General features: G+C 71.1%; 17 protein-coding genes and 1 pseudogene. 12 read left to right on the top strand and 6 right to left on the bottom strand.

Going from position 1 to position 21,101, the window contains the following annotated elements; all coding sequences use genetic code 11:
- Positions 1-116 precede the first annotated feature (116 nt).
- From ACIO9J_RS44130 to ACIO9J_RS44105, 6 genes are all read left to right on the top strand, one after another.
- Positions 117-875 (top strand): redox-sensing transcriptional repressor Rex, encoded by a 759-nt coding sequence (locus ACIO9J_RS44130; protein ID WP_402011833.1) that lies wholly within the window; start codon positions 117-119, stop codon positions 873-875.
- A complete protein-coding gene (locus ACIO9J_RS44125) occupies positions 872-2,551 on the top strand; it encodes a glutamyl-tRNA reductase (protein ID WP_402011831.1) in 1,680 nt (559 codons plus the stop codon). Before ACIO9J_RS44130 ends, ACIO9J_RS44125 begins: the two co-directional genes overlap by 4 nt.
- Complete coding sequence (gene hemC, locus ACIO9J_RS44120) at positions 2,548-3,507, top strand: hydroxymethylbilane synthase (protein ID WP_402011828.1); 960 nt, start codon at positions 2,548-2,550, stop codon at positions 3,505-3,507. The genes ACIO9J_RS44125 and hemC overlap by 4 nt, the downstream gene beginning before the upstream one ends.
- A complete protein-coding gene (locus ACIO9J_RS44115; protein ID WP_402011825.1) occupies positions 3,504-5,162 on the top strand; it encodes a uroporphyrinogen-III synthase in 1,659 nt (552 codons plus the stop codon). The genes hemC and ACIO9J_RS44115 overlap by 4 nt, the downstream gene beginning before the upstream one ends.
- Positions 5,163-5,225: 63 nt before the next feature.
- The gene (gene hemB / locus ACIO9J_RS44110) at positions 5,226-6,215 is read left to right on the top strand and encodes a porphobilinogen synthase (RefSeq protein ID WP_402011823.1); all 990 of its coding nucleotides are present in this window, start codon (positions 5,226-5,228) and stop codon (positions 6,213-6,215) included.
- 86 nt (positions 6,216-6,301) lie between these two features.
- Complete coding sequence (locus ACIO9J_RS44105; RefSeq protein ID WP_402011820.1) at positions 6,302-7,282, top strand: zinc-binding dehydrogenase; 981 nt, start codon at positions 6,302-6,304, stop codon at positions 7,280-7,282.
- A gap of 12 nt (positions 7,283-7,294) precedes the next feature.
- On the opposite strand, the gene ACIO9J_RS44100 is transcribed toward ACIO9J_RS44105, so the two are convergent.
- Complete coding sequence (locus tag ACIO9J_RS44100; protein ID WP_402011817.1) at positions 7,295-8,191, bottom strand: NAD(P)-dependent oxidoreductase; 897 nt, start codon at positions 8,189-8,191, stop codon at positions 7,295-7,297.
- 278 nt (positions 8,192-8,469) lie between these two features.
- Between ACIO9J_RS44100 and ACIO9J_RS44095 the strand changes: the two genes are divergently transcribed.
- Positions 8,470-9,048 carry a DUF4232 domain-containing protein gene (locus tag ACIO9J_RS44095; RefSeq protein ID WP_402011814.1) on the top strand — a complete coding sequence of 193 codons (579 nt, stop codon included), beginning with the start codon at positions 8,470-8,472 and terminating at the stop codon, positions 9,046-9,048.
- Here the strand turns inward: ACIO9J_RS44095 and ACIO9J_RS44090 are convergent.
- The 3 genes from ACIO9J_RS44090 to ACIO9J_RS44080 form a co-directional block, all read right to left on the bottom strand.
- Positions 9,042-9,278 carry a DUF397 domain-containing protein gene (locus ACIO9J_RS44090; protein WP_402011811.1) on the bottom strand — a complete coding sequence of 79 codons (237 nt, stop codon included), beginning with the start codon at positions 9,276-9,278 and terminating at the stop codon, positions 9,042-9,044. The genes ACIO9J_RS44095 and ACIO9J_RS44090 overlap by 7 nt on opposite strands.
- Entirely contained in the window at positions 9,275-10,099 is an 825-nt protein-coding gene (locus tag ACIO9J_RS44085) for a helix-turn-helix domain-containing protein (RefSeq protein WP_402011808.1), read from the bottom strand. Before ACIO9J_RS44085 ends, ACIO9J_RS44090 begins: the two co-directional genes overlap by 4 nt.
- A 236-nt stretch (positions 10,100-10,335) precedes the next feature.
- Positions 10,336-10,872, bottom strand: coding sequence for a DUF4232 domain-containing protein (locus ACIO9J_RS44080; RefSeq protein ID WP_402011806.1), 537 nt, complete (start codon positions 10,870-10,872; stop codon positions 10,336-10,338).
- A 206-nt stretch (positions 10,873-11,078) separates the two neighbouring features.
- Here ACIO9J_RS44080 and ACIO9J_RS44075 point away from each other — a divergent pair, with 206 nt between their 5' ends.
- Together ACIO9J_RS44075 and ACIO9J_RS44070 are read left to right on the top strand one after the other, a co-directional pair.
- The gene (locus ACIO9J_RS44075; RefSeq protein ID WP_402011803.1) at positions 11,079-12,722 is read left to right on the top strand and encodes a helix-turn-helix domain-containing protein; all 1,644 of its coding nucleotides are present in this window, start codon (positions 11,079-11,081) and stop codon (positions 12,720-12,722) included.
- Positions 12,723-12,805: 83 nt separating this feature from the next.
- On the top strand, positions 12,806-14,008 hold the full coding sequence (locus ACIO9J_RS44070; RefSeq protein ID WP_402011800.1) for a PLP-dependent aminotransferase family protein: 1,203 nt from the start codon (positions 12,806-12,808) through the stop codon (positions 14,006-14,008).
- Positions 14,009-14,217: 209 nt separating this feature from the next.
- On the opposite strand, the gene argS is transcribed toward ACIO9J_RS44070, so the two are convergent.
- Positions 14,218-15,981 (bottom strand): arginine--tRNA ligase, encoded by a 1,764-nt coding sequence (argS, locus tag ACIO9J_RS44065; RefSeq protein WP_402011798.1) that lies wholly within the window; start codon positions 15,979-15,981, stop codon positions 14,218-14,220.
- 183 nt (positions 15,982-16,164) lie between these two features.
- On the opposite strand from argS, the gene lysS reads away from it, so the two are divergent.
- The 3 genes from lysS to ACIO9J_RS44050 all read left to right on the top strand — a co-directional run bounded on the left by lysS (position 16,165) and on the right by ACIO9J_RS44050 (position 20,225).
- Positions 16,165-17,934 carry a lysine--tRNA ligase gene (gene lysS, locus ACIO9J_RS44060; protein ID WP_402011796.1) on the top strand — a complete coding sequence of 590 codons (1,770 nt, stop codon included), beginning with the start codon at positions 16,165-16,167 and terminating at the stop codon, positions 17,932-17,934.
- 106 nt (positions 17,935-18,040) lie between these two features.
- Positions 18,041-18,247: a hypothetical protein gene (locus ACIO9J_RS44055; protein ID WP_402011794.1), complete on the top strand. Its 207-nt coding sequence runs from the start codon at positions 18,041-18,043 to the stop codon at positions 18,245-18,247.
- A 505-nt stretch (positions 18,248-18,752) separates the two neighbouring features.
- The gene (locus tag ACIO9J_RS44050) at positions 18,753-20,225 is read left to right on the top strand and encodes a trypsin-like serine peptidase (RefSeq protein WP_402011792.1); all 1,473 of its coding nucleotides are present in this window, start codon (positions 18,753-18,755) and stop codon (positions 20,223-20,225) included.
- 27 nt (positions 20,226-20,252) lie between these two features.
- Here ACIO9J_RS44050 and ACIO9J_RS44045 read toward each other — a convergent pair.
- A pseudogene (locus ACIO9J_RS44045) lies at positions 20,253-21,101 on the bottom strand (hypothetical protein); the annotation flags it as partial.

The raw sequence follows: 21,101 nt of genomic DNA, 5'->3' as shown, positions 1-21,101 counted from the left end.
CCGGGCAAATCGGACACCATCTTTGTGCACGCGTTCACAAAGACATAGCCTGCATTCGACGGGGCGGTCTGGGGACGAGTGACCGCCTGCAGCCCCGCTCTACCCGCAGGAGCACCGTGGCAACTGGCCGAACTCACCGACCGGCGACCCGCAGCCGAGGGATTCCCGAGGCCACCGTCGCCAGGCTTCCGCTGTACCTCCGAGCCCTCACCGCTCTGTCGGAGCGCTCGGTACCCACGGTCTCCTCCGAGGAGCTCGCGGCCGCCGCGGGGGTCAACTCCGCGAAGCTGCGCAAGGACTTCTCGTACCTCGGTTCGTACGGGACGCGCGGCGTGGGCTACGACGTCGAGTATCTCGTGTACCAGATCTCCCGTGAACTGGGTCTGACCCAGGACTGGCCGGTTGTGATCGTCGGTATCGGTAACCTCGGCGCCGCGCTGGCCAATTACGGCGGCTTCGCCTCGCGTGGATTCCGTGTCGCGGCCCTCATAGACGCCGATCCGGCAATGGCCGGAAAGCCCGTCGCGGGGATGCCCGTGCAGCACACCGACGAGCTCGAGAAGATCATCGAGGACAACGGCGTCTCCATCGGTGTCATCGCGACCCCGGCCGGCGCCGCCCAGCAGGTCTGCGAGCGGCTCGTCGCCGCCGGTGTGACCTCCATCCTGAACTTCGCGCCGACCGTCCTGTCCGTGCCGGACGGCGTCGACGTGCGCAAGGTCGACCTCTCCATCGAGCTGCAGATCCTCGCCTTCCACGAGCAGCGCAAGGCCGGTGAGGAAGCGGCGGCCGCCGACGGCGTGCTGCCCCCCGCCGCCGCCAAGCAGCAGCGCAAGGGACCCGACGGGGACGTCCCCGCCGTGATGCCGGCATGAGTCTCCTGGTCGTGGGGCTGAGTCACCGCAGCGCTCCGGTGAGCGTCCTGGAACGGGCCGCGCTCCCCGCCGACGTGCAGGCGAAGCTGTTGCAGGACACGCTCGCCGCCGAGCCCGCCGCCGAGGCCGCGGTGCTCGCCACGTGCAACCGCATCGAGCTGTACGCCGACGTGGACAAGTTCCACGCGGGCGTCGCCGAGCTGTCCACGCTGCTCGCCCGGCACAGCGGTGTCAGCCTCGAAGAGCTCACTCCTTATCTGTACGTGCACTACGAGGACCGGGCCGTCCACCACCTCTTCTCGGTGGCGTGCGGGCTGGACTCGATGGTCGTCGGCGAGGGGCAGATCCTCGGGCAGATCAAGGACGCCCTGGCGCGCGCGCAGGACCTGCACACCGCGGGCAAGCTCCTCAACGACCTCTTCCAGCAGGCCCTGCGGGTCGGCAAGCGGGCGCACTCGGAGACCGGCATCGACCGGGCCGGGCAGTCGCTCGTCACCTTCGGCCTCGAACAGCTCGCCGTGCGCGAGCCGGTGGAGACCTGGGCGAAGGGCAAGCGCGCCCTGGTGATCGGCGCGGGCTCCATGTCCTCGCTCGCCGCGGCGACGCTCGCGCGCGCCGGGGTAGAGGAAGTCGTCGTCGCCAACCGCACGTTGGACCGCGCCGAGCGGCTCGCGGAGATCCTGCGCGGCCCCGGCGGCACCGGCGTGAGCGCGCGTGCCGTCACCATGGACGCCGTCGCGAACGAACTGACACGTGCCGATGTGGCCGTCTCCTGCACCGGCGCGACCGGTCTCGTACTGAGCGCCGACGCCGTCACGGCGGCCGTCGCGGGCCGCACGCCGACCGCGGGCAGCCGGGTCGCGGGCGTCGCGGAACAGGCCGCCCCGCGTCCCGCCGTCGCGGGCGACGAGGACTGCCCCTTCGACCTCTCCGCGCCGGGCGGCTTCTCCGTCGCAGGTGAGGACGCCGTCGCGGGCATGGACGCCGCGACCCTGGAACAGCACGCCGCCTGGGTGGACAACGCGCCCGCCGAGCGGCGGGAGAGCGGACCGCAGGCCGAGGCCGGGGCCATCGCCGCCCTGGCGACGGCCGCGGGCGTCGCGGGCCGGGTGCCCGAGCTGCGCCGTCCCTCGCCGTCGGCGGGACGCGCGCGCACCGCCGTGCTCGCGCTGCTCGACCTCGCCATGCCGCGGGACGTCGACGCCGCCGTGCACCGCATCGACGGGGTGCGCCTGGTCGACATCGAGTCGCTCGCCGAGGCGTCCGCGGACGCCCCGATGGCCGACGACGTGGAGCGGGTGCGGGGCATCGTCTCCGACGAGGTCGCCGCGTTCGGCGCCGCGCAGCGGGCCGCCCACATCACGCCGACCGTGGTCGCCCTGCGCACCATGGCCGCCGATGTGGTGGCCGGTGAGATGGCGCGGCTCGAAGGACGCCTGCCGGGTCTCGCGGACAAGCAGCGCGCGGAGATCACGCAGACCGTGCGCCGCGTCGTCGACAAGCTGCTGCACGCGCCGACGGTGCGGGTCAAGCAGCTGGCCAGTGAGCCGGGCGGCGCCGGGTACGCGGACGCGCTGCGCACGCTGTTCGACCTCGACCCGCAGACGGTCGCCGCGGTCAGCCGCGCCGACCACTTGAACAACGAGAACGACGACCCGAATCGAGGCCGGGCATGACCGAGAGGGCCCTCAGGCTCGGGACCAGGCGCAGCAAGCTGGCCATGGCCCAGTCCGGCCAAGTGGCCGAAGCCGTACAGCAGTTGACGGGCAGGACCGTCGAGCTCGTGGAGATCACCACGTACGGCGACACCTCGCGCGAGCACCTGGCGCAGATCGGCGGCACCGGTGTGTTCGTCGCCGCGCTGCGCGACGCGCTGGTCCGCGACGAGGTCGACTTCGCCGTGCACTCGCTCAAGGACCTGCCCACCGCGCAGCCCGACGAGCTGACGCTCGCCGCCGTGCCGGTGCGCGAGGACCCGCGCGACATCCTGGTCGCGCGCGACGGCATGACCTTCGCCGAGCTGCCCGACGGCGCCCGCGTGGGCACCGGTTCGCCGCGCCGCATGGCGCAGCTGAACGCCTACGCGCGCAGCCACGGCATGACCATCGAGACCGTGCCGATCCGCGGGAACGTCGACACCCGCATCGGATACGTGCACAAGGGGGAGCTCGACGCCGTCGTGCTCGCCGCCGCCGGACTCAGCCGCGTCGGCAGGATCGACGAGGTGACCGACTTCCTGTCGGTCGACACTGTTCTGCCCGCCCCCGGCCAGGGGGCACTGGCGATCGAATGTGCCGCGCACAACGCGTCACTCGCCGCCGCGCTCGCCGAGCTCGACGACCCGTACACCCGGGTCGCCGTGACCGCCGAGCGGTCCCTGCTCGCCGCCCTGGAAGCCGGTTGCAGCGCGCCCGTGGGCGCGCTGGCCGACTTGCTGGCCGACGGGCAGATTGTCAAGGAAATGCGCCTGCGCGGCGTCGTCGGTACGACCGACGGCTCGGCGCTGGTGCAGCTGTCCACCACCGGTCCCGTGCCCGAGACGGAGACCCAAGCCATGGCGCTGGGCCGCGAACTCGCGGCCGAGATGCTCGCCAAGGGCGCGGCCGGTCTGATGGGGGAGCGAGCACTTTGAGCCCCACCTCGAACCTTCCCGGCACTCCCGCACACGGGCACGTCACCTTCCTGGGTGCCGGACCCGGAGATCCGGGACTGCTGACCCTGCGCGCCGTCGAGGCGCTGGCCCGAGCGGATGTGCTGATCGCCGAGCCCGATGTGCTCGACGTCGTCCGTGTGCACGCCAGGGGAGGTGTGGACACACCCCGGCCTGCGACCGCTGACGATGCGTCAGCGACCGCCGACGCGCCCGCCGCGCGAGCTGCCGCCAATCTTGTCATGGAGGCGGCGCGGGGTGGCAGGCGGGTCGTGCGCGCGGTCAGCGGCGACCCGGGCCTCGACACCTACGCGGCGGGCGAGATGCTCGCCTGCGCCGCCGAGGGCATCTCCTTCGAGGTGGTGCCCGGCATCGCGGCCGCCGTCGGTGTGCCCGCCTACGCGGGTGTGCCGCTGCGCGACGCGGAGGGCACGGACGTGCGCTTCGTCGACGCCCGTACGGCGTCGGACCGTTGCTGGAACGAGGTGGGTGCGTCGGACGGCACCGCCGTCGTCTCCACGTCGCTCGACTCGGTGGCCGCGGCCGCCGGTGAGCTGGTCTCCGCGGGCCGCAAGCCCGACACCCCGATGACGGTGACGGTGGCCGGTACGACGACGCGCCAGCGCACCTGGACCGCGACGCTCGGCACCATCGCGCAGGTGCTCAAGCAGGCCAAGGTGCTGCCCTCGCCGGATGGCGGGCAGCCCGTCATAGCCGTGGTCGGCGAGCGCTCGGCGGCCGCCCAGCGCGACCAGCTGTCGTGGTTCGAGTCGAAGCCGCTCTTCGGGTGGCGGGTGCTCGTGCCGCGTACGAAGGAGCAGGCGGCTTCGCTCTCCGACCAGCTGCGTTCGTACGGCGCGGTGCCGCACGAGGTGCCGACCATCGCCGTCGAACCGCCGCGCACGCCCCAGCAGATGGAGCGCGCGGTCAAGGGGCTCGTCACGGGCCGCTACGAGTGGATCGCCTTCACCTCCGTCAACGCGGTGAAGGCGGTGCGCGAGAAGTTCGAGGAGTACGGGCTCGACGCGCGGGCCTTCGCCGGGATCAAGGTCGCGGCCGTCGGCGAGCAGACCGCCGCCGCGCTGATCGCCTTCGGCGTGAAGCCGGACCTGGTGCCCAGCGGTGAGCAGTCGGCCGCCGGTCTTCTTGAGGACTGGCCGCCGTACGACCCGGTCTTCGACCCGATCGACCGCGTCTTCCTGCCGCGGGCCGACATCGCCACGGAGACGCTGGTCGCCGGGCTCATCGACCTGGGCTGGGAGGTCGACGACGTCACGGCCTACCGGACCGTGCGCGCGTCGCCGCCGCCGGCCGAGACCCGCGAGGCGATCAAGGGTGGCGGCTTCGACGCCGTTCTCTTCACGTCGTCCTCCACCGTGCGCAACCTCGTCGGCATCGCCGGCAAGCCGCACAACGTGACCGTGATCGCGTGTATCGGGCCCGCCACCGCGAAGACCGCGGAGGAGCACGGGCTCCGGGTGGACGTGATGGCTCCCGAGCCGTCGGTCCACAAGCTGGCCGAGGCGTTGGCCGAGTTCGGGTCCCGGCGGAGGGCGGCGGCTCTTGACGCCGGGGATCCCGTCACCCGGCCCAGTGAGCGTCGGCCCGGTTCGCGTCGGCGACGCACCGCACCGTAGGTTCGGTGGGGCGGGCCCATGGCCCGCCCCACAACAGCAGCACCACGAATCCAGGTGACGTCAGTGACTAAGTACGGGTCCTTCCCCGGAGCGCGGCCGCGTCGGCTGCGGACCACTCCTGCCATGCGGCGCATGGTCGCCGAGACGCGGCTGCATCCGGCCGATCTGATCCTGCCCGCCTTCGTGCGCGAGGGGATCAGCGAGCCGGTGGAGATCGGGGCGATGCCCGGGGTCTACCAGCACACCCGTGACTCCCTGAAGAAGGCGGCCGTCGAGGCGATGGAGGCGGGAGTCTCCGGGATCATGCTCTTCGGCGTCCCCGAGGAGTCCAAGAAGGACGCCGTGGGCACGGCCGGCACCGACCCTGACGGCATCCTCCAGGTCGCGCTCCGCGACGTGCGGGCCGAGGTCGGTGACGACCTCATCGTCATGTCCGACCTGTGCCTGGACGAGACCACCGATCACGGGCACTGCGGCGTGCTCGACGCCGAGGGCCGGGTCGACAACGACGCGACCCTTGAGCGGTACGCCGAGATGGCGCAGGTCCAGGCCGACGCGGGTGCCCACGTGGTGGGTCCGAGCGGCATGATGGACGGTCAGATCGGCGTCATCCGCGACGCGTTGGACCAGGTCGGCCACGAGGACGTGTCGATCCTCGCGTACACCGTGAAGTACTCCTCCGCCTTCTTCGGCCCGTTCCGCGAGGCCGTCGGCTCGTCGCTCAAGGGCGACCGCAAGACGTACCAGCAGGACCCGGCCAACAGCCGTGAGTCCCTGCGGGAGCTGGCCCTCGACCTGGAGGAGGGCGCCGACATGGTCATGGTCAAGCCCGCGGGTCCCTACCTGGACATCCTGGCGAAGGTCGCCGACGCGGTGGACGTGCCGGTCGCGGCGTACCAGATCAGTGGCGAGTACTCGATGATCGAGGCGGCGGCCCAGCGGGGCTGGATCGACCGGGACCAGGCGATCATGGAGTCCCTGACGGGCATCAGGCGCGCGGGCGCGAACATGATCCTGACCTACTGGGCGACCGAGGTGGCCCGGAAGTTGTGAGACGGTCCTGCTGAAGCTTGACCTCAAGTTTGATTGAGGTCGGACGCTGGTGTGCATCGACGTTCTGACGTTCTGAGGAGCACACCATGCGCGCTGTCGTCCTGCACGAGTTCGGTCCCGCCGAGAACCTGCGGTACGAGACCCTGCCCGATCCCGTCGCGGGGGTCGGGCAGGTGCGGATCGCCGTGCGGGCCGCGGGGACCCACTTCGTCGAGACCGTGCTGCGCCGGGGGGACGCCTCCGACATGGCGCCCCCGCTGCCCGAACTGCCCGCCGTCTTCGGCGGTGAGGCCGCGGGGACCGTGGATGCCGTGGGACCGGGTGTCGACCCCGGGTGGATCGGGCGTTCCGTGGTCGCCGCGCGCACGTCGCCCGGTGGGTACGCCGAGTTGTCCGTCGCCGATGTCGAGAGGCTGCACGTGCTGCCCGACGGGCTCGGGCCCGAGGGCGCGGTGACCATGGTGGGGACCGGGGCGACCACCATGGGGCTGCTCGCATCCGCCCAACTCACTTCCGACGACGTGGTGTTGGTGACCTCCGCCGCCGGTGGGGTCGGGCGGCTCGTCGTGCAGTACGCCCACGCGCTCGGCGCGACTGTCGTAGGCGCGGCGGGCGGGGACGCCAAGACCGCCGCCGTACGGGCCCTCGGTGCCGATGTCGTCGTCGACTACAACGAGGACGGGTGGGCGGACACCCTCAGGGAGGGGCTCGGCGCGGATCGGCCCGTTACCGTCGTGATCGACGGGGTCGGGGGTCAAAAGGCCGCCCGCGCCTATGAGTTGCTCGGTGCGGGTGGGCGGTTCGTCGCCATCGGGTGGTCCTCGCAGGAGCCCTTCGAGCCGACGCCCGAGGAACTCGCCGAGCGCGGCACGTCGTACGTCAACGCGCTCCTGGAGCTGCTCGGCCACCCCGAGCGCGCCCCCGAGCACGAGCGGGCCGCCCTGGAGGCGGCCGCCAAGGGGGAGTTGGTGCCCTCCTGGGAGGCGTTCCCGCTGGCGCGGGCGGCCGATGCGCATGCCGCGATGGAGCGCAGGGAGACGACGGGGAAGGTCCTCCTCGTCCCGTGACGCACCCCGCCGTCAGTCCTTCCTGAGCAGCAGGGGCAGGCGCGAGAAGCCGTCGGCGCCGTGGCCGCGCTCGACCGCGCGGTCCAGGAGGTCCTGGAACGGCGTGAACAGGTCGGTGCGCAGGCCCTGATCGGTGAACGCGGCGATGAAGTTGGGGAACGCCTCGCGGTTCATGGCGAGGTTCGAGACGTCCGTGACGTGCTGGCCGGTGACGAGGCCCTCGGCCATGCCGGGGATGATGCCGTGCGCCATCGCGGTCATCCAGTCGCCGAGCAGCGGCGCGAGGTCGCGGGGCGAGATGCCCTCGCTGCCGATCAGCGCGAAGGCCTGCGCGACGCCCATGGCCATGCCGTACATGCCGGTGAGCAGCGACAGGTCGTAGAGGGCGGCGAGGCCCGGGTCGGTGCCGACCCACTTGGTGTCGGCGAGTGCGGACAGGGTCGCGCGGTGCGTGGCGAAGGCCGTCTCGTCCGTACCGCTGTAGAAGATGTACGCGGCGGGCGTCGCGATCATCTGCGGGACGGCCATGATGCCGCCGTCGATGTACGTGATGCCGTGCGCCGCCGCCCAGTCGGCCAGCTCGCGGGCCTGGGCCGGGGTGCCGTTGGTGAGGTTCACGACCGTGCGGCCCTTGAGCGCGCCGGCCTCCGGTTCGAGGAGGGCGCGGACGCTGTCGTTGGTCGTGAGGCAGACGATGACGAGCGGGGCGGCCTCGACGGCGTCCCGCGCCGTGTCGGCCGGGGTCGCGCCCTGGGCGACGAGCGGGCCCGTCTTGGCGGCGGTGCGGTTCCACACGGTGGTGGCGTGGCCCGCCTTCAGCAGCGCGGCGGCGAGGGCGCTGCCCATCAGGCCGAGGCCGAGGACGGTGACGGGGGCGGGCTGCGCGGGCTGCGCGGGCTGTGCGGACATGGCTGGGAAGCTCCTGTCGGAGGCGGGTTTCCGGTGGGGACGTCTTCGATCCTTCCCGGCGGCGTGAAGGGGGGCAAGTACCGACTTTTTTGTGGGTACTTACCGGAAGGTTCGTGGTGGGGCGTCCCAGGGAGGCGTTCCAGCGGAGGGCGTTTGCCCAGGTCAAGTCGGTAAAATCGTTCCAGCGTGCCAGATCGGCCGGGATTCCTTGTGCCGTCGGGGCCGGGGCTGTTTCGCTCTTGGCCGTGCCACACGTTCCTTGTTCCCGGGGGCTCCCAGTGAAGTTCACCCGCACCACGACCCGCTCGGTGGTCGCCGGTCTCTCCCTCGTCTCCGCGCTCGCGCTCACCGCGTGCAACGACGGCACGGGCGTGCGGGTGTCCACGTCCACGGTCGCGGTCGACCCGTCGTCGGGCCGGAGCCCGGTCGGCGGTCCGGGCGGCGGCTCGCCCGTGGGGGTCGACAAGTGCCGTACGGACGGGCTTGAGATCTCGGCGTCGGACAGCACGATCGACGGCGGCCCCGACAGATCCGTAGCGGTGACCCTGACGAACGGCAGCGGCCTGGACTGCGCGATCTCCGGGTACGCGGGCGTCGACCTGCGGACGAGCGAGGGCGAGCTGTCAGCCAGGCGTACGGGCCAGGAGTCCGCCCCGAAGGTCCTCAAGGACGGCGACGCGGTGTCCTTCGGCATCACCTACCCGGCGGGCGACGCGGATGGCTCCGGCGTCCAGGTGACCGATCTCGTCGTGACCCCGCCCGACGAGACGGAGTCGGTCACGCTGGACTGGCCGGGCGCCTCGACGCTGCCCGGCTCTCCGGTCGAGGTCGGCCCGGTCGGCGGCGCGGGTCAGTAGGTCTGGCTCAGGAAACGGGTCCACGCGTCCGGGGCGACGGTGAGGGTGGGGCCCGTGGGATTCTTGGAGTCGCGGATGTGGACGGCGGAGGGGTGGGCGGCGATCTCCAGGCACTGGCCGCCTTGGTCGCTGCTGTAGCTCGACTTCCGCCAGTGGTAGGCGACTTCGAGGCACTCGCCGCCTTGCGAGTTGCTGTAGCTGGACTTGAACCACGTTGGTGCGGTGCTCATTGGTCTCCTAGCAGCCGGTCCAACAGGCCTTTAGTTTCCTGGGGGTTGAGGGCCTGTGACCGCAGCATCGCATACATGTCCTCTAGTGAGGACACCGTGTCCGGGTCCACGAGCAATTGACTGCCGAACGGGAATTCGGTGTAGGCAAGGCGCTGGTGGTCGGGGGTCTCGAACAGGGTGAAGGGGCCCGGGAGACCGGCGTGGAAGTCGCGGCCGACCGGCATGACCTGGAGTGTGACACCGGGGAGGTCCGCCCACTCGCGCAGTCGGCGCAACTGCTCGTAATACACCTCATCGCCGCCGAGGCGGTCCATCAGAGTTACCTCGGAGATGACGAAGCAGAGGCGTGGCGGATTCTTGCGGTGCAGAATCTCCTGGCGTTCCATACGGGCGGCGACACGTAGGGCGATCTCGTCATCGGTCAGGGCGGGCACGTCGTTACTGAGGACCGCGAAGGCGTACGCCTCGGTCTGGAGCAGGCCGTGCAGCACCTGGTTCTGGTACGAGGACAGGGAGATCGCCTCACGCTCCAGATCCATGTACTCCTCGGCCCACCTCGGGAACAGGTCGACCTCCGGCATGTTCTCCAGCGCGGCCGTCAGTACGCCCTTCGCCTCCAGGATGCGGTCCAGTGACGCCGCGATGTCCTCCTTGAGGGGACGGCGCCCCTGCTCGATCGAGGCGACCGTCTCCTCGTCCATGAGGAGCCGCTTGGAGAGTTCGCGCTGCGTGAGGCCCGCCGCCCTCCGCAGCGCGGCGACCTGCGCGCCCAGCATCTTCATGGCGGAGGCGTTCTTCCGGCGGCGGTTCCTGGGTGGCATGGCGCTCAACTCCCCGTATGCGGAGATCAATTCACCCGTGCGCACCCGTACAGATTCCGTGCACGGGTGCGCGCAGAGTTCCATGATGGATACGCAGTGTCACCGTTGACTCGTGAATCAACAAACCCGCTCGTACTTCCACCGGCGCCGACGCCAATCCGTCCCACCTGCAACCAACTCGCACCTTCGCGGCGTCACACCTGGACGTGGACCTCAGTCAGACATCCGTTGCGACGTCACCACTGGAGGGCGTCGGCCGCCGACGTCTGCCAGTACGTGACGTAGGCCGAGCTGTCGACGTACACGCCGCCCGCGGGGAGCTTGGCGTCGGCCGGGTTGCCCACGCTGCCGTCCATCCCGCGGTTGGAGAAGTGGACGCCCAGCTTGTGGGCCTGGTAGCCGTCCGAGCCCTCGGGCGAGGAGGTGCCGATGCCGGCGTACGCCGTCTGGCCGGGCTCCAGCGTGACGACCGCCTGGGGCGTGCTGTCGTCCACCCACGGCGTCGCGGCCTGCGCCTGGTCGAAGCGGAGGAACGGGGCGCCGTACGCGAAGCAGGGCTTCGTGCCGGTGTTCTTGGCCTTCAGGAGCAGGTGGTTGATCGGGCGGTCGACCTGCTGGACGGTGACCTTGGTGTTCGCGGCGGTGCAGGTGACCGGCGCCGCCTTGGCGGCCGACGGCGCGGCGGACGCGGCCGACGCGGTGCCGATCGCGGCGAGGGAGAGGGTGGCGGCGATGGCCGCGGCCGCTGCGGTGGCCTTGGTGGTGAGTCGCATGGCTGGTCTCTTTCCATGTGATGCGGAAGACGTGAGCCGCGCCGGGAAGGTGCCGGAAGCGGCGTGCTTGTATGGCCCACAGCTTGTGCGGTGTTTTGTCCCAGCGGCCAGCGTGGCACGGGGGGTTGGCGACGCTGGGATGTTCGTACGGCTGTGAACTGCGAAGACTCCGTTCCTTGGAACGGCCGAATGGGATGGGAGAGAGCGTGGGGGCGGGCGATCTCGCGGACTTGCTGCGGGAGCTGAAGGAGCGGTCGGGGCTCAGCTACGGAGCCCTGGCCAAGCGGTTGCATGTGTCGACGTCGACGCTGCACCGGTATGTGAAGGGGACCGCCGTTCCCACGGAGTTCGCTCCGCTGGAGCGGCTGGCCCGGGTGTGCGGAGCCTCGCGGGAGGAGATGGTCGAGGTCCACCGGCGGTGGATCCTGGCCGACGCGCTGAGAGGTGACCGCGAGTCCCTGCGGGGAGCGGCGTCCGGAGGTGCGGGGGCGGCCGGTGCGGCCGGTGCTCCTGGTTCCGGGGGCTCGGACGGCTCGGACGGCTCGGACGGCTCAGAGGCGGAAGGCTCGGGCGGTGGTGGTGCGGGGGCCGGAGGGGCGGGCGCTGGTGCTGGTGCCGACGCTCCGGTCGCCGGGGGATCGGTCTCGGGTGGCGCGGTCTCCCGTGGCTCGGCCTCGGACGTTCCGGGCTCCGCGGGCTCCGGCTCCGCCGGTTCCGGCTCTGTGGGTTCGAGTGCCGCAGGCTCACGAGCCGAGGGCCCACACCCCCGTCCCGAGCGCGGCGACGACGACGGGGACGCCCCAGACATCGTTATCGGCAGGCCCCCCGCCCCCGCCCCCGCACCCGCGGACACGCGCATGACGCGGCGGCTGCCCCGTGCGCGGGTGCTCGTCGCCGCCGGTGTCGTCTTCGCGCTCGGCGCCACCGCCGTAGCCGTGCAGGCCGCGTCCGACGGCAACAAGCGCGACCGCGCGTCCGTCAACTCCCCGACCGAGAAGGACGGGGAGTGGGGACAGGGGCCTTCCGGCGCCGAGTCCGTCTCGCCCTCGAAGGAGCCGCCGGGCAAGGCGTCCGACAAGGACAAGGACAAGGCGGGCAAGGGCACGACGGGGTCCGAGGACCCGAAGAGCGAGGGGAAGGCGGGCGAGGACAAGAACGGCGGTGCCCCCGGCACCGGTGACGGCGGCAAGGGCGGCGGCGGTACCGGCCAGGACGGCGTGCCGGTGAGCGTCTCCACCCAGCCCTACTACTGGGACGGTGGCTGCCCCGGCGTGTACCTCGTCGACAAGTCGCCCACCAAGCTCTCGCCGCCCCCCGGTGAACAGGATGCCCCCGCCTGGGCGGCCGCGAACGGCGCCGTCGCCGCCCGCGACCAGACCGTACGGTTCACCGTGCAGGGCAAGGGCAAGGAAGCCGTCGTCCTGGAGTCGCTGAACCTCCGCGTCGCCGGGTCAGGGGCGCCCCTGGCGTGGAACAACTTCAAGACGGCGTACCTCGGCGTCGGCTGTGGAAGCGGCGTGCCCAAGCACTCCTTCTCCACCGACCTGGACGCGGCGTCGCCGCGCCTCAAGCCGGAGGACGAGGGCGACAGCTTCCCCTACAAGGTGAGCGCGAACGACGCCGAGGCGTTCTACGTCAACGCGACCGTCAACAACCGTTTCGTACGCTGGTACTTGGAGCTGACCTGGTCGAGCGGCGGCCGGCACGGCACGATCCGCGTCGACGACCAGGGCAAGCCGTTCGCCACGAGCGGTGACAAGAGCCGTCCCGTCTACGCCTTCTCGCTCAACAGCAAGAAGTGGACGCGGACGAACCGGGACAACGACGACGTGCCGGACCCGCCCGCGTAGTCAGTCCGTATCCCGGAATGGCGCATGCGGGCGGCATGCGGTTCCTTACGCTGCCGGGAATCAGCACAGCTAAGGAGCCGTAGATGACCGTTGCCGACGCGCCCGTCCCCGAGCTGGCCGCCCGTGCCCGTGACGTCGGAGGCTCGCCCGTACGGGACATCCTCGCGGTCACCGCGCGGCCCGAGGTCATCAACTTCGCGGGCGGTCTTCCCGCGCCCGAACTCTTCGACGCCGACGGGATAGCCGCCGCGTTCCGCGCGGTCCTCGAAGAGACGCCCGCGCGGGCGCTCCAGTACTCCACGACCGAAGGCGAGCCGTCGCTGCGCGCGGCCCTCGCCGGGCGGTTCGCGGTGCGCGGGCTTCCGACCGGGGCCGATGACGTGGTCGTCACCACCGGTTCCCAGCAGGGGCTTTCGCTGCTCGCGACGGCGCTGGTCGAGCCCGGTGACACGGTTCTTGTGGAGGACCCCTGCTACCTCGCGGCTTTGCAGGCCTTCGGGTTCGCGGGCGCGCGCGTGGTGCCCGTGCCGTGCGACGAGGCGGGCATCGACCCGGATGCTCTTGATGAACTCGTCGCGCTGCACCGGCCGAAGCTGCTCTACACCGTGCCCACGTTCCAGAACCCGACGGGGCGCACGCTGCCCGCCGAGCGGCGCGCGGCGATCGCCCGGATCGCCGGGCGGCGCGGCCTGTGGATCGTCGAGGACGATCCTTACGGGGAGCTGCGGTTCGAGGGGGAGCGGGTGCCGTGGATCGCGACGTACCCCGGTGCCGAGGACCGCACGGTGCTGCTCGGGAGCTTCTCCAAGGTGATGGCGCCGGGGCTGCGGCTGGGGTGGCTGCGGGGGCCCGCTTCGCTTCTGCGGGCTTGTGTCGTCGCCAAGCAGGCGGCGGATCTCCATACTCCTACCGTCAACCAGCTTGCCGCCGCTCGGTACTTGGCCGACTGCGACCTCGATGCGCATGTCGCCCGGGTCGCCGGGGTGTACCGGGAGCGGCGGGACGCGATGCTGGCGGGGCTCGGGGAGGCGTTGCCCTCGGGGTCGAGGTGGATTCGGCCCGAGGGGGGCATGTTCGTCTGGGTGACGCTGCCTGCGGGGTACGACTCGGGGGCCTTGCTGCCGGCCGTCATCGCGCATGACGTGGCTTATGTGCCGGGGGCGCCGTTCTTCGCGGGGCGCGCGGATGTGGCTACCTTGCGGATGTGCTTTGTGACTCAGTCGCCCGATGAGATCGGGGAGGGGCTGCGGAGGCTGGGGCTTGGGCTGGGTGGGGGCGGGGCTTAAGAATTGCGCAGTTCCCCGCGCCCCTAAAGGACTGCGCCGTTCCCCGCGCCCCTAAAAGATTGCGCAGTTCCCCGCGCCCCTAGATACCCCCGCCGCCCCGGAAGGCTGCGGTTCGCTTCGCGGCCGCTAGAGATTGCGCAGTTCCCGCGCCCCTAGATCCCTCCCCCGCCGCTTGGTAGGGCGCGGGAGGGGGAGGGGGACAGGTGGGGTCAGAGGCGTTCGGGGGTCCTGATGCCCAGGAGGGACATGCCCTTCGTCAGGGTGCGGGCGGTTAGGTCGCTGAGGAACAGGCGGTTCTCCACCTGGGTGGGGGTGTCCGCCTTCAGGACCGGGCACTGGTCGTAGAACGTCGTGAACAGGGACGCCAGTTGGTAGAGGTACGCCGCCAGCTTGTGCGGGGCGTACTCCGCCGTCGCGTCCGCGACGAGTTCGCCGAAGGCGTCCAGGTGGAGGCCCAACGCCCGCTCCGCGGGGGCCAGTTCGACCTTGGGGTGGGCGACGGGGGAGACGCCTTCCGCCTTGCGCAGGATCGACTTGATGCGGGCGTACGCGTACTGGAGGTAGACCGACGTGTCGCCGTTGAGCGAGACCATCTGGTCCAGGTCGAACTTGTAGTCGCGGTTCGCCGACGTCGACAGGTCCGCGTACTTCACGGCGCCGATGCCCACGTAGCGGCCGTTCTCGATGATCTCGTCTTCCGAGAGGCCGATCTTCTCGGCCTTCTCGCGGACCACCGCCGTCGCGCGCTCCACCGCCTCGTCGAGGAGGTCCTCCAGGCGCACCGTCTCGCCCGCACGCGTCTTGAAGGGCTTGCCGTCGGCGCCGAGCACCGTGCCGTAGCCCATGTTGTGCGCGGTGACGTCGTCGTTGAGCCAGCCCATCCTGCGGGCCGCCTCGAAGACCATCTTGAAGTGGAGGGACTGGCGCACGTCCACCACGTAGAGCAGCGTCGAGGCGTTCAGGTCCAGGACCCGGTCGCGGATCGCCGAGAGGTCGGACGCCGCGTAGCCGAAGCCGCCGTCCGCCTTCTGCACGATCAGCGGGACCGGCTGGTCGTCCTTGCCGCGGATCTCGTCGAAGAAGACGACGAGCGCGCCCTCGGAGCGGACGGCCACGCCCGACTCCTCCAGGAGGCGGGCGGTCTCCGGCATCAGGTCGTTGTACGCCGACTCGCCGACGATCTCCTCGTCACGGACCTCCATGTCCAGCTTCTCGAAGACCGAGTAGAAGTAGACCTTCGACTCGTCCACGAACCGCTGCCACAGGTCGAGGGTCTCCTGGTCGCCGGACTGCAGGGCGACGACCCGCTTGCGGGCCCGCTCCTTGAACGCCTCGTCCGCGTCGAAGACCGCGCGCGACGCCTTGTAGATCCGGTTCAGGTTCGACATGGCCTGCTCGCCGTCGACCTCGTCGGCCGGGGCCAGCTCGCCCGGGTTCTCGATCAGGTACTGGATGAGCATGCCGAACTGGGTGCCCCAGTCGCCGATGTGGTGGCGGCCGATCGTCTTCTCGCCGGTGAAGTCCAGCATGTGCCGCAGGGCGTCGCCGATGACCGCCGAGCGCAGGTGGCCGACGTGCATCTCCTTGGCCACGTTCGGCTGGGCGTAGTCGATGACCGTCGTGCCCGCGGCCGGGTTCAGCGGGACGCCGAGGCGGTCGCCGTCGGCGACGCGGGCCGCGAGCGTCTCGATGATCGCCTCGTCGGTGACCGTGACGTTCAGGAAGCCGGGGCCCGACACCTCGACGTCGGCAAGCAGATCGCCGTTGGTGATCTTCTCGACGACCTGGGTGGCCAGCTCCCGCGGGTTCGCCTTGGCCTTCTTGGCGAGCGCGAGGATGCCGTTGGCCTGGAAGTCCGCCCGGTCGCTACGTCGCAGCAGCGGGTCCGCGGCGCCGGCCTCCGGCAGGGCAGCCGAGAGGGCGTCCGCGAGGCGCTGGTGGACGGATGCGGTGAGGGACGTGACCGGGGCCATGAGCTTCCGTTCTCGTAAGTCAGTCTCGTAAATGAGGTGCGTCTGGGTGAGCATCAAGTGTCCCATGAGCGGGGACAGCGTTTCTCCTGGATAAGCCTGGACACGAGCAACCCCGGACCGGTCCCTTCCGTCTGGGACAATGGCTGACGCCAGCTTCCGAGAATCCCGAGGAAACAAGAGGACGTGCCGATCGTGGCAGCTCAGAGCACTGATACCACCGACTGGGTCGCCCGCTACGCGGACGAGGTCATCGCCGAGTCGGAGCGTCGTGCCCCGGGCAAACCCGTCGTCGTGGCCTCCGGACTCTCCCCGTCGGGCCCCATCCACCTGGGCAACCTGCGCGAGGTCATGACCCCGCACCTGGTCGCCGACGAGATCCGCCGCCGCGGGCACGAGGTCAGGCACCTGATCTCCTGGGACGACTACGACCGCTACCGCAAGGTCCCGGCCGGCGTCCCCGGCGTCGACGACTCCTGGGCCGAGCACATCGGCAAGCCGCTGACCTCGGTCCCGGCCCCCGAGGGCTCGGCGTACGCGAACTGGGCCGAGCACTTCAAGGCCGCCATGACCGAGGCGCTCGACGAGCTCGGCGTGGAGTACGACGGGATCAGCCAGACCGCGCAGTACACCTCCGGGGTCTACCGCGAGCAGGTCCTGCACGCGATGAAGCACCGCGGCGACATCGACGCGATCCTCGACCAGTACCGCACCAAGAAGGACCCGGCGAAGGCGGGCAAGGGCGGCAAGCAGTCGCAGAAGCCCGTCGACGAGGCCGAGCTGGAGGCCGCCGAGGGTTCGGGCGCCGCGGGCGAGGACGACGGCAGCGGCGGCACCGGCGGGTACTTCCCCTACAAGCCCTACTGCGGGCAGTGCGGGAAGGACCTGACCGTCGTCGTCTCGTACGACGACGAGACCACCGAGCTCGTCTACACCTGCGCGGCCGAGGGCTGCGGCTTCGGCGAGACCGTCCGGCTCAGCGAGTTCAACCGCGGCAAGCTGGTCTGGAAGGTCGACTGGCCGATGCGCTGGGCGTACGAGGGCGTCATCTTCGAGCCGAGCGGCGTCGACCACTCGTCGCCCGGTTCGTCCTTCGTCGTCGGCGGCCAGATCGTGCGGCAGATCTTCGACGGCGTGCAGCCGATCGGTCCCATGTACGCCTTCGTGGGCATCTCCGGCATGGCCAAGATGTCGTCCTCCAAGGGCGGCGTGCCGACGCCCGGCGACGCGCTGAAGATCATGGAGGCGCCGCTGCTGAGGTGGCTCTACGCCCGGCGCCGCCCGAACCAGTCGTTCAAGATCGCCTTCGACCAGGAGATCCAGCGGCTCTACGACGAGTGGGACAAGCTGGAGTCCAAGGTCGCCGACGGCTCGGTGCTGCCCGCCGACGCCGCCGCGCACTCGCGGGCCGTGCGGACCGCCGCGGGCGAGCTGCCGCGGACGCCGCGGCCGCTGCCGTACCGGACGCTGGCGTCCGTCGTCGACGTCACCGCCGGTGCGGAGGACCAGACCCTGCGCATCCTGCGCGAGCTCGACCCCTCGGCGCCGATCGGCTCGCTCGACGAGGTCCGGCCGCGGCTCGACCGTGCCGAGAGCTGGATCACCACGCAGGTGCCGGCCGACGCGCGCACGATCGTGCGGTCCGAGCCCGACGCGGAGCTGCTCTCGTCCCTGGACGAGGAGGGGCGCGAGTCTCTTCGGCTGCTGCTTGAGGGGCTCGACTCGCACTGGTCCCTGGACGGCCTGACGCACCTCGTGTACGGCGTGCCGAAGGTGCGGGCCGGGTTCTCCCCTGACGCGACGGCGAAGGAGCTGCCGCCGGAGATCAAGGTCGCGCAGCGGACGTTCTTCGCCCTGCTGTACCGGCTCCTCGTCACCCGCGAGACCGGGCCCCGGCTGCCTACGCTGCTGCTCGCCGTGGGCGCTGAGCGGGTGCGGAAGTTGCTCGGCGTGTAGCTGAGGTGCGGGTCGTGGCGCTGCCGTGGCGCTGCATCCTTTGGGCTACTCGTGAATCCGCCGGGGGCAGGACGTTTTCGTCCCTGCCCCCGGCGATCATTTTTGTATGAAGGAAATCGTCGCCATCGTCGGGTGGGTTGTCGGGGTTCAGGGCGGGCTCGGGGTCGCGGGGCGCGTCTTCGGGGACGGGCCCTGGGGGATGCTGCACAAGTGGTGGGAGGTGCCTACGCCGCTGTATGCCGTGCTGTTCGTGGTCGGTGTCGCGGTGGGGGTGTACGCGGAGGTGGCCAAGAAGCGGAAGTCTTGGGGGTGAGTTGTGGGTTCGGGGCGGTGGGGTGGTCCTCGCGGCTCTGGCCGTGATGGGCCTGTGCCGTCGTCTTGTGCTGCCGCGCCGGGGTTTTGCGCAGTTCCCCGCGCCCCTGAAGGATTGCGCCGTTCCCCGCGCCCCTAGGAGATTGCGCAGTTCCTCGCGCCCCTAGGGCGTCTTCGTTCAGTAGTGGAAGGTTGTTGTGCGCGTTTCTCGTTGGGGTCGGGGTTTCTTTGTGGGCGTGGGGGGTGGGGCTCTTGTCGTTCTGGCGGGGGTCGGTTCCCTTGCTTCTGCTGAGGGAGAGGGGAGTCGTGCCGTTCCGCGGACCAGTGGGGCGGGGTGGGGAGTTGATGACGCCGAGCGGTTCTGGAGTGCTGCTCGGATGGAGTCGGCCACGCCCGTTCCCGAGCGTGGCGTGGAGGGACCGGTTTCCGGGCCGGCGGTGGAGGCCAGGAGTGGGGTTCGGGGTGGCGGGGCCGAGACCGGGTACGCGGGGGCCAAGACCGTTGGCGTGCTCTACTTCGTCGACAAGGGGCCGGTCGCGCACAACTGCACCGCCAGCGTCGTGCACAGTCCCAAGGGCAATCTGATCCTCACCGCGGGGCACTGCGGGAACGGGAGCAAGTACGCCTTCGTGCCGCGGTACCGGACGGGGCGGGCGCCCGCGCGGCAGCCGTACGGGATCTGGGCCGTCGACCGGGTGTTCAAGGACCCGCGGCACACCGCCCGCGGCCCCGGCTCCGACCTCGACTTCGCGTTCGCCACGGTCAAGCCCGACAACAGCGGGCGGCAGATCGAGAAGGTGACCGGCGCCAACACGCTGACGCGCACGCCCAGTTACGCCGAGTGGGTCACCGTCATCGGCTACCCGGCGGCCAGGCACGCCCCCGCGGACAAGGCGGTCAAGTGCCGCAGGAAGACCACCCGGCTCACCGGGTACAAGCAGCTGCGGATGGAGTGCGGCGGCTTCTTCGGCGGTACCTCGGGCAGTCCCTGGCTGATGAACTTCGACGAGCGGACCGGGAAGGGGCAGGTCGTCGGCAACATCGGGGGCGCCGGGGGCGGCGGGGCCACCGACTCCGTCTCGTACGCGCCGTTCTACGACGACGAGGTCTTCAAGCTCTACGCCGACGCGGTCGCTGACGTCGACGTGGTGAAGCGGCCGCCGCTGCCCGTCTCGCTCGGTGCGGGCGAGACCTGGCAGCACGCCAAGCAGCTCGTCGGCGGCGACTACACCGGTGACGGCAGGGACGACCTGCTCGCCGTGTGGGCCGACGGCGAGATCACCCTCCACCCGGGCGACGGCAAGGGCGGCTTCACCGCCGAACGCAGGCTCCGGAAGGCCAACTCCGCCTGGAAGAAGGCCACGACGCTGACCGCGGGCGACTTCACCGGCGGCGGCCGCTCCGGCCTGCTGGTGCGCTGGTCCAACGGCAAGGTCTCGCTGTACCCGGCCGTGTCGGCGGCGGGCCTCGGCAGGGAGACCGAACTGGCCCGCGCCAACTCCGTCTGGAAGCACGCCGCGCAGCTCACCGCGGGCCGCTTCAGCGCGAACGGGCGGACCGACGACGTGGTCGTACGGTGGAGCGACGGTGAGGTCACCCTCCACACCGACGTGGACGGCCGCGGCTTCCACAAGGAGACCAGGCTCCGCAAGGCCAACGCGACCTGGCAGCGGGCCGCCCTGCTCACCGGTGGAGACTTCACCGGCAACGCCAACTGGGACCTCGTCGCCCGCCGGACCGACGGCGAGCTCGCGCTCCACCAGGACGTGGGCGCCGCGGGCATCGGCAGGCAGACGCGGCTGCGGGCGCCGGGCGCGCGGTGGAAGGGCGTGCAGGTGATGACGGCGGGCGCCTTCACGGCCAACGGCCGTTCCGACGACCTGATCGTGCGCCGGAGCGACGGTGGGGTCAGCCTCTACGCCGACACCGGCACGGGCCTCGGCGCGGAGCGCACCCTCGTGCCGCCGAAGGCGTCCTGACGCCGACGGCGGGCACCGGGGTGCGGGTCACGCGATGTGGTCTTCCATCAGCTCGTCGTTGAGCCGGGCCGTGAACTGGTCCATGTAGCTGTTCAGCGCGCGGGACTGGAGGCGCAGGCCGTACGTCGCCTCGACGTTGGCCGCGAACGCGCCCGGGGTGGGCATGCCCTCGCCCCCTATCGAGTACCGGAACACCTGGTAGAGCTCCTCGTCGGTGGGGGCGGCGGGCGGCTCGGCACCCTGCTCGACGCCCTGCTCGGGGATCTGCTCGGCCCCTTGCGCGGGGCCCTGCTCGGGCTCGGGCAGGGCTCCCTGCTGCGGGATGCCGTCGCCGAGCGGCCGGGTGCCGCCCGCGCCGTTCGGCACGGGGAACTCCGGAACGGGCTGCTCGTGCTGCTCGTGCTGCACCGGCTGCATTTGCTGGGTCTGCTGCATCTGTTGCGTCCGCTGCATCTGCTGTGCGGGGTGCTCGTGTTGCACCTGCTGCTCGTGCTGCTCGTGCTGCGCCTGCGGCATCTGCTGCGTCGGCTGTTGCTGCTGGAGGCGTTCCTGCTCGGCGTACCACTCGTCGTACGGGACCACCGGCTCGTACGAGGCGTTGTGCGCCGAGAACCAGGGGCTCGCGTGCTGGGCCACCGGGAGGGTCTCGGTCGGGTGGGGCTCGGCCTGGGGCTGGGGCTGGGGATCGGGCTGCGGTTCGGGCACCTCGGGGGCAGTGGACGCGGCGGGCGTGGGCGCCGGGGTCAGCTGGGGCTTGGGGGTCGGCTCCACCGCCTTGGGGGCGGGCGGCAGCAGGACGGGCTCGATGCCGGCGGCGGCGAGGCCGGCGGGCGCGGTCTCCGCGAGCGGTACGCCGAAGCGCGCGAGGCGCAGCGG

The organism is Streptomyces sp. NPDC087300, assembly GCF_044744425.1.
In the GTDB taxonomy this organism is placed as follows: domain Bacteria; phylum Actinomycetota; class Actinomycetes; order Streptomycetales; family Streptomycetaceae; genus Streptomyces.
The sequence above is the reverse complement of the archived record's forward strand: the minus strand, read 5'-3'. Positions and strand labels throughout refer to the sequence as shown.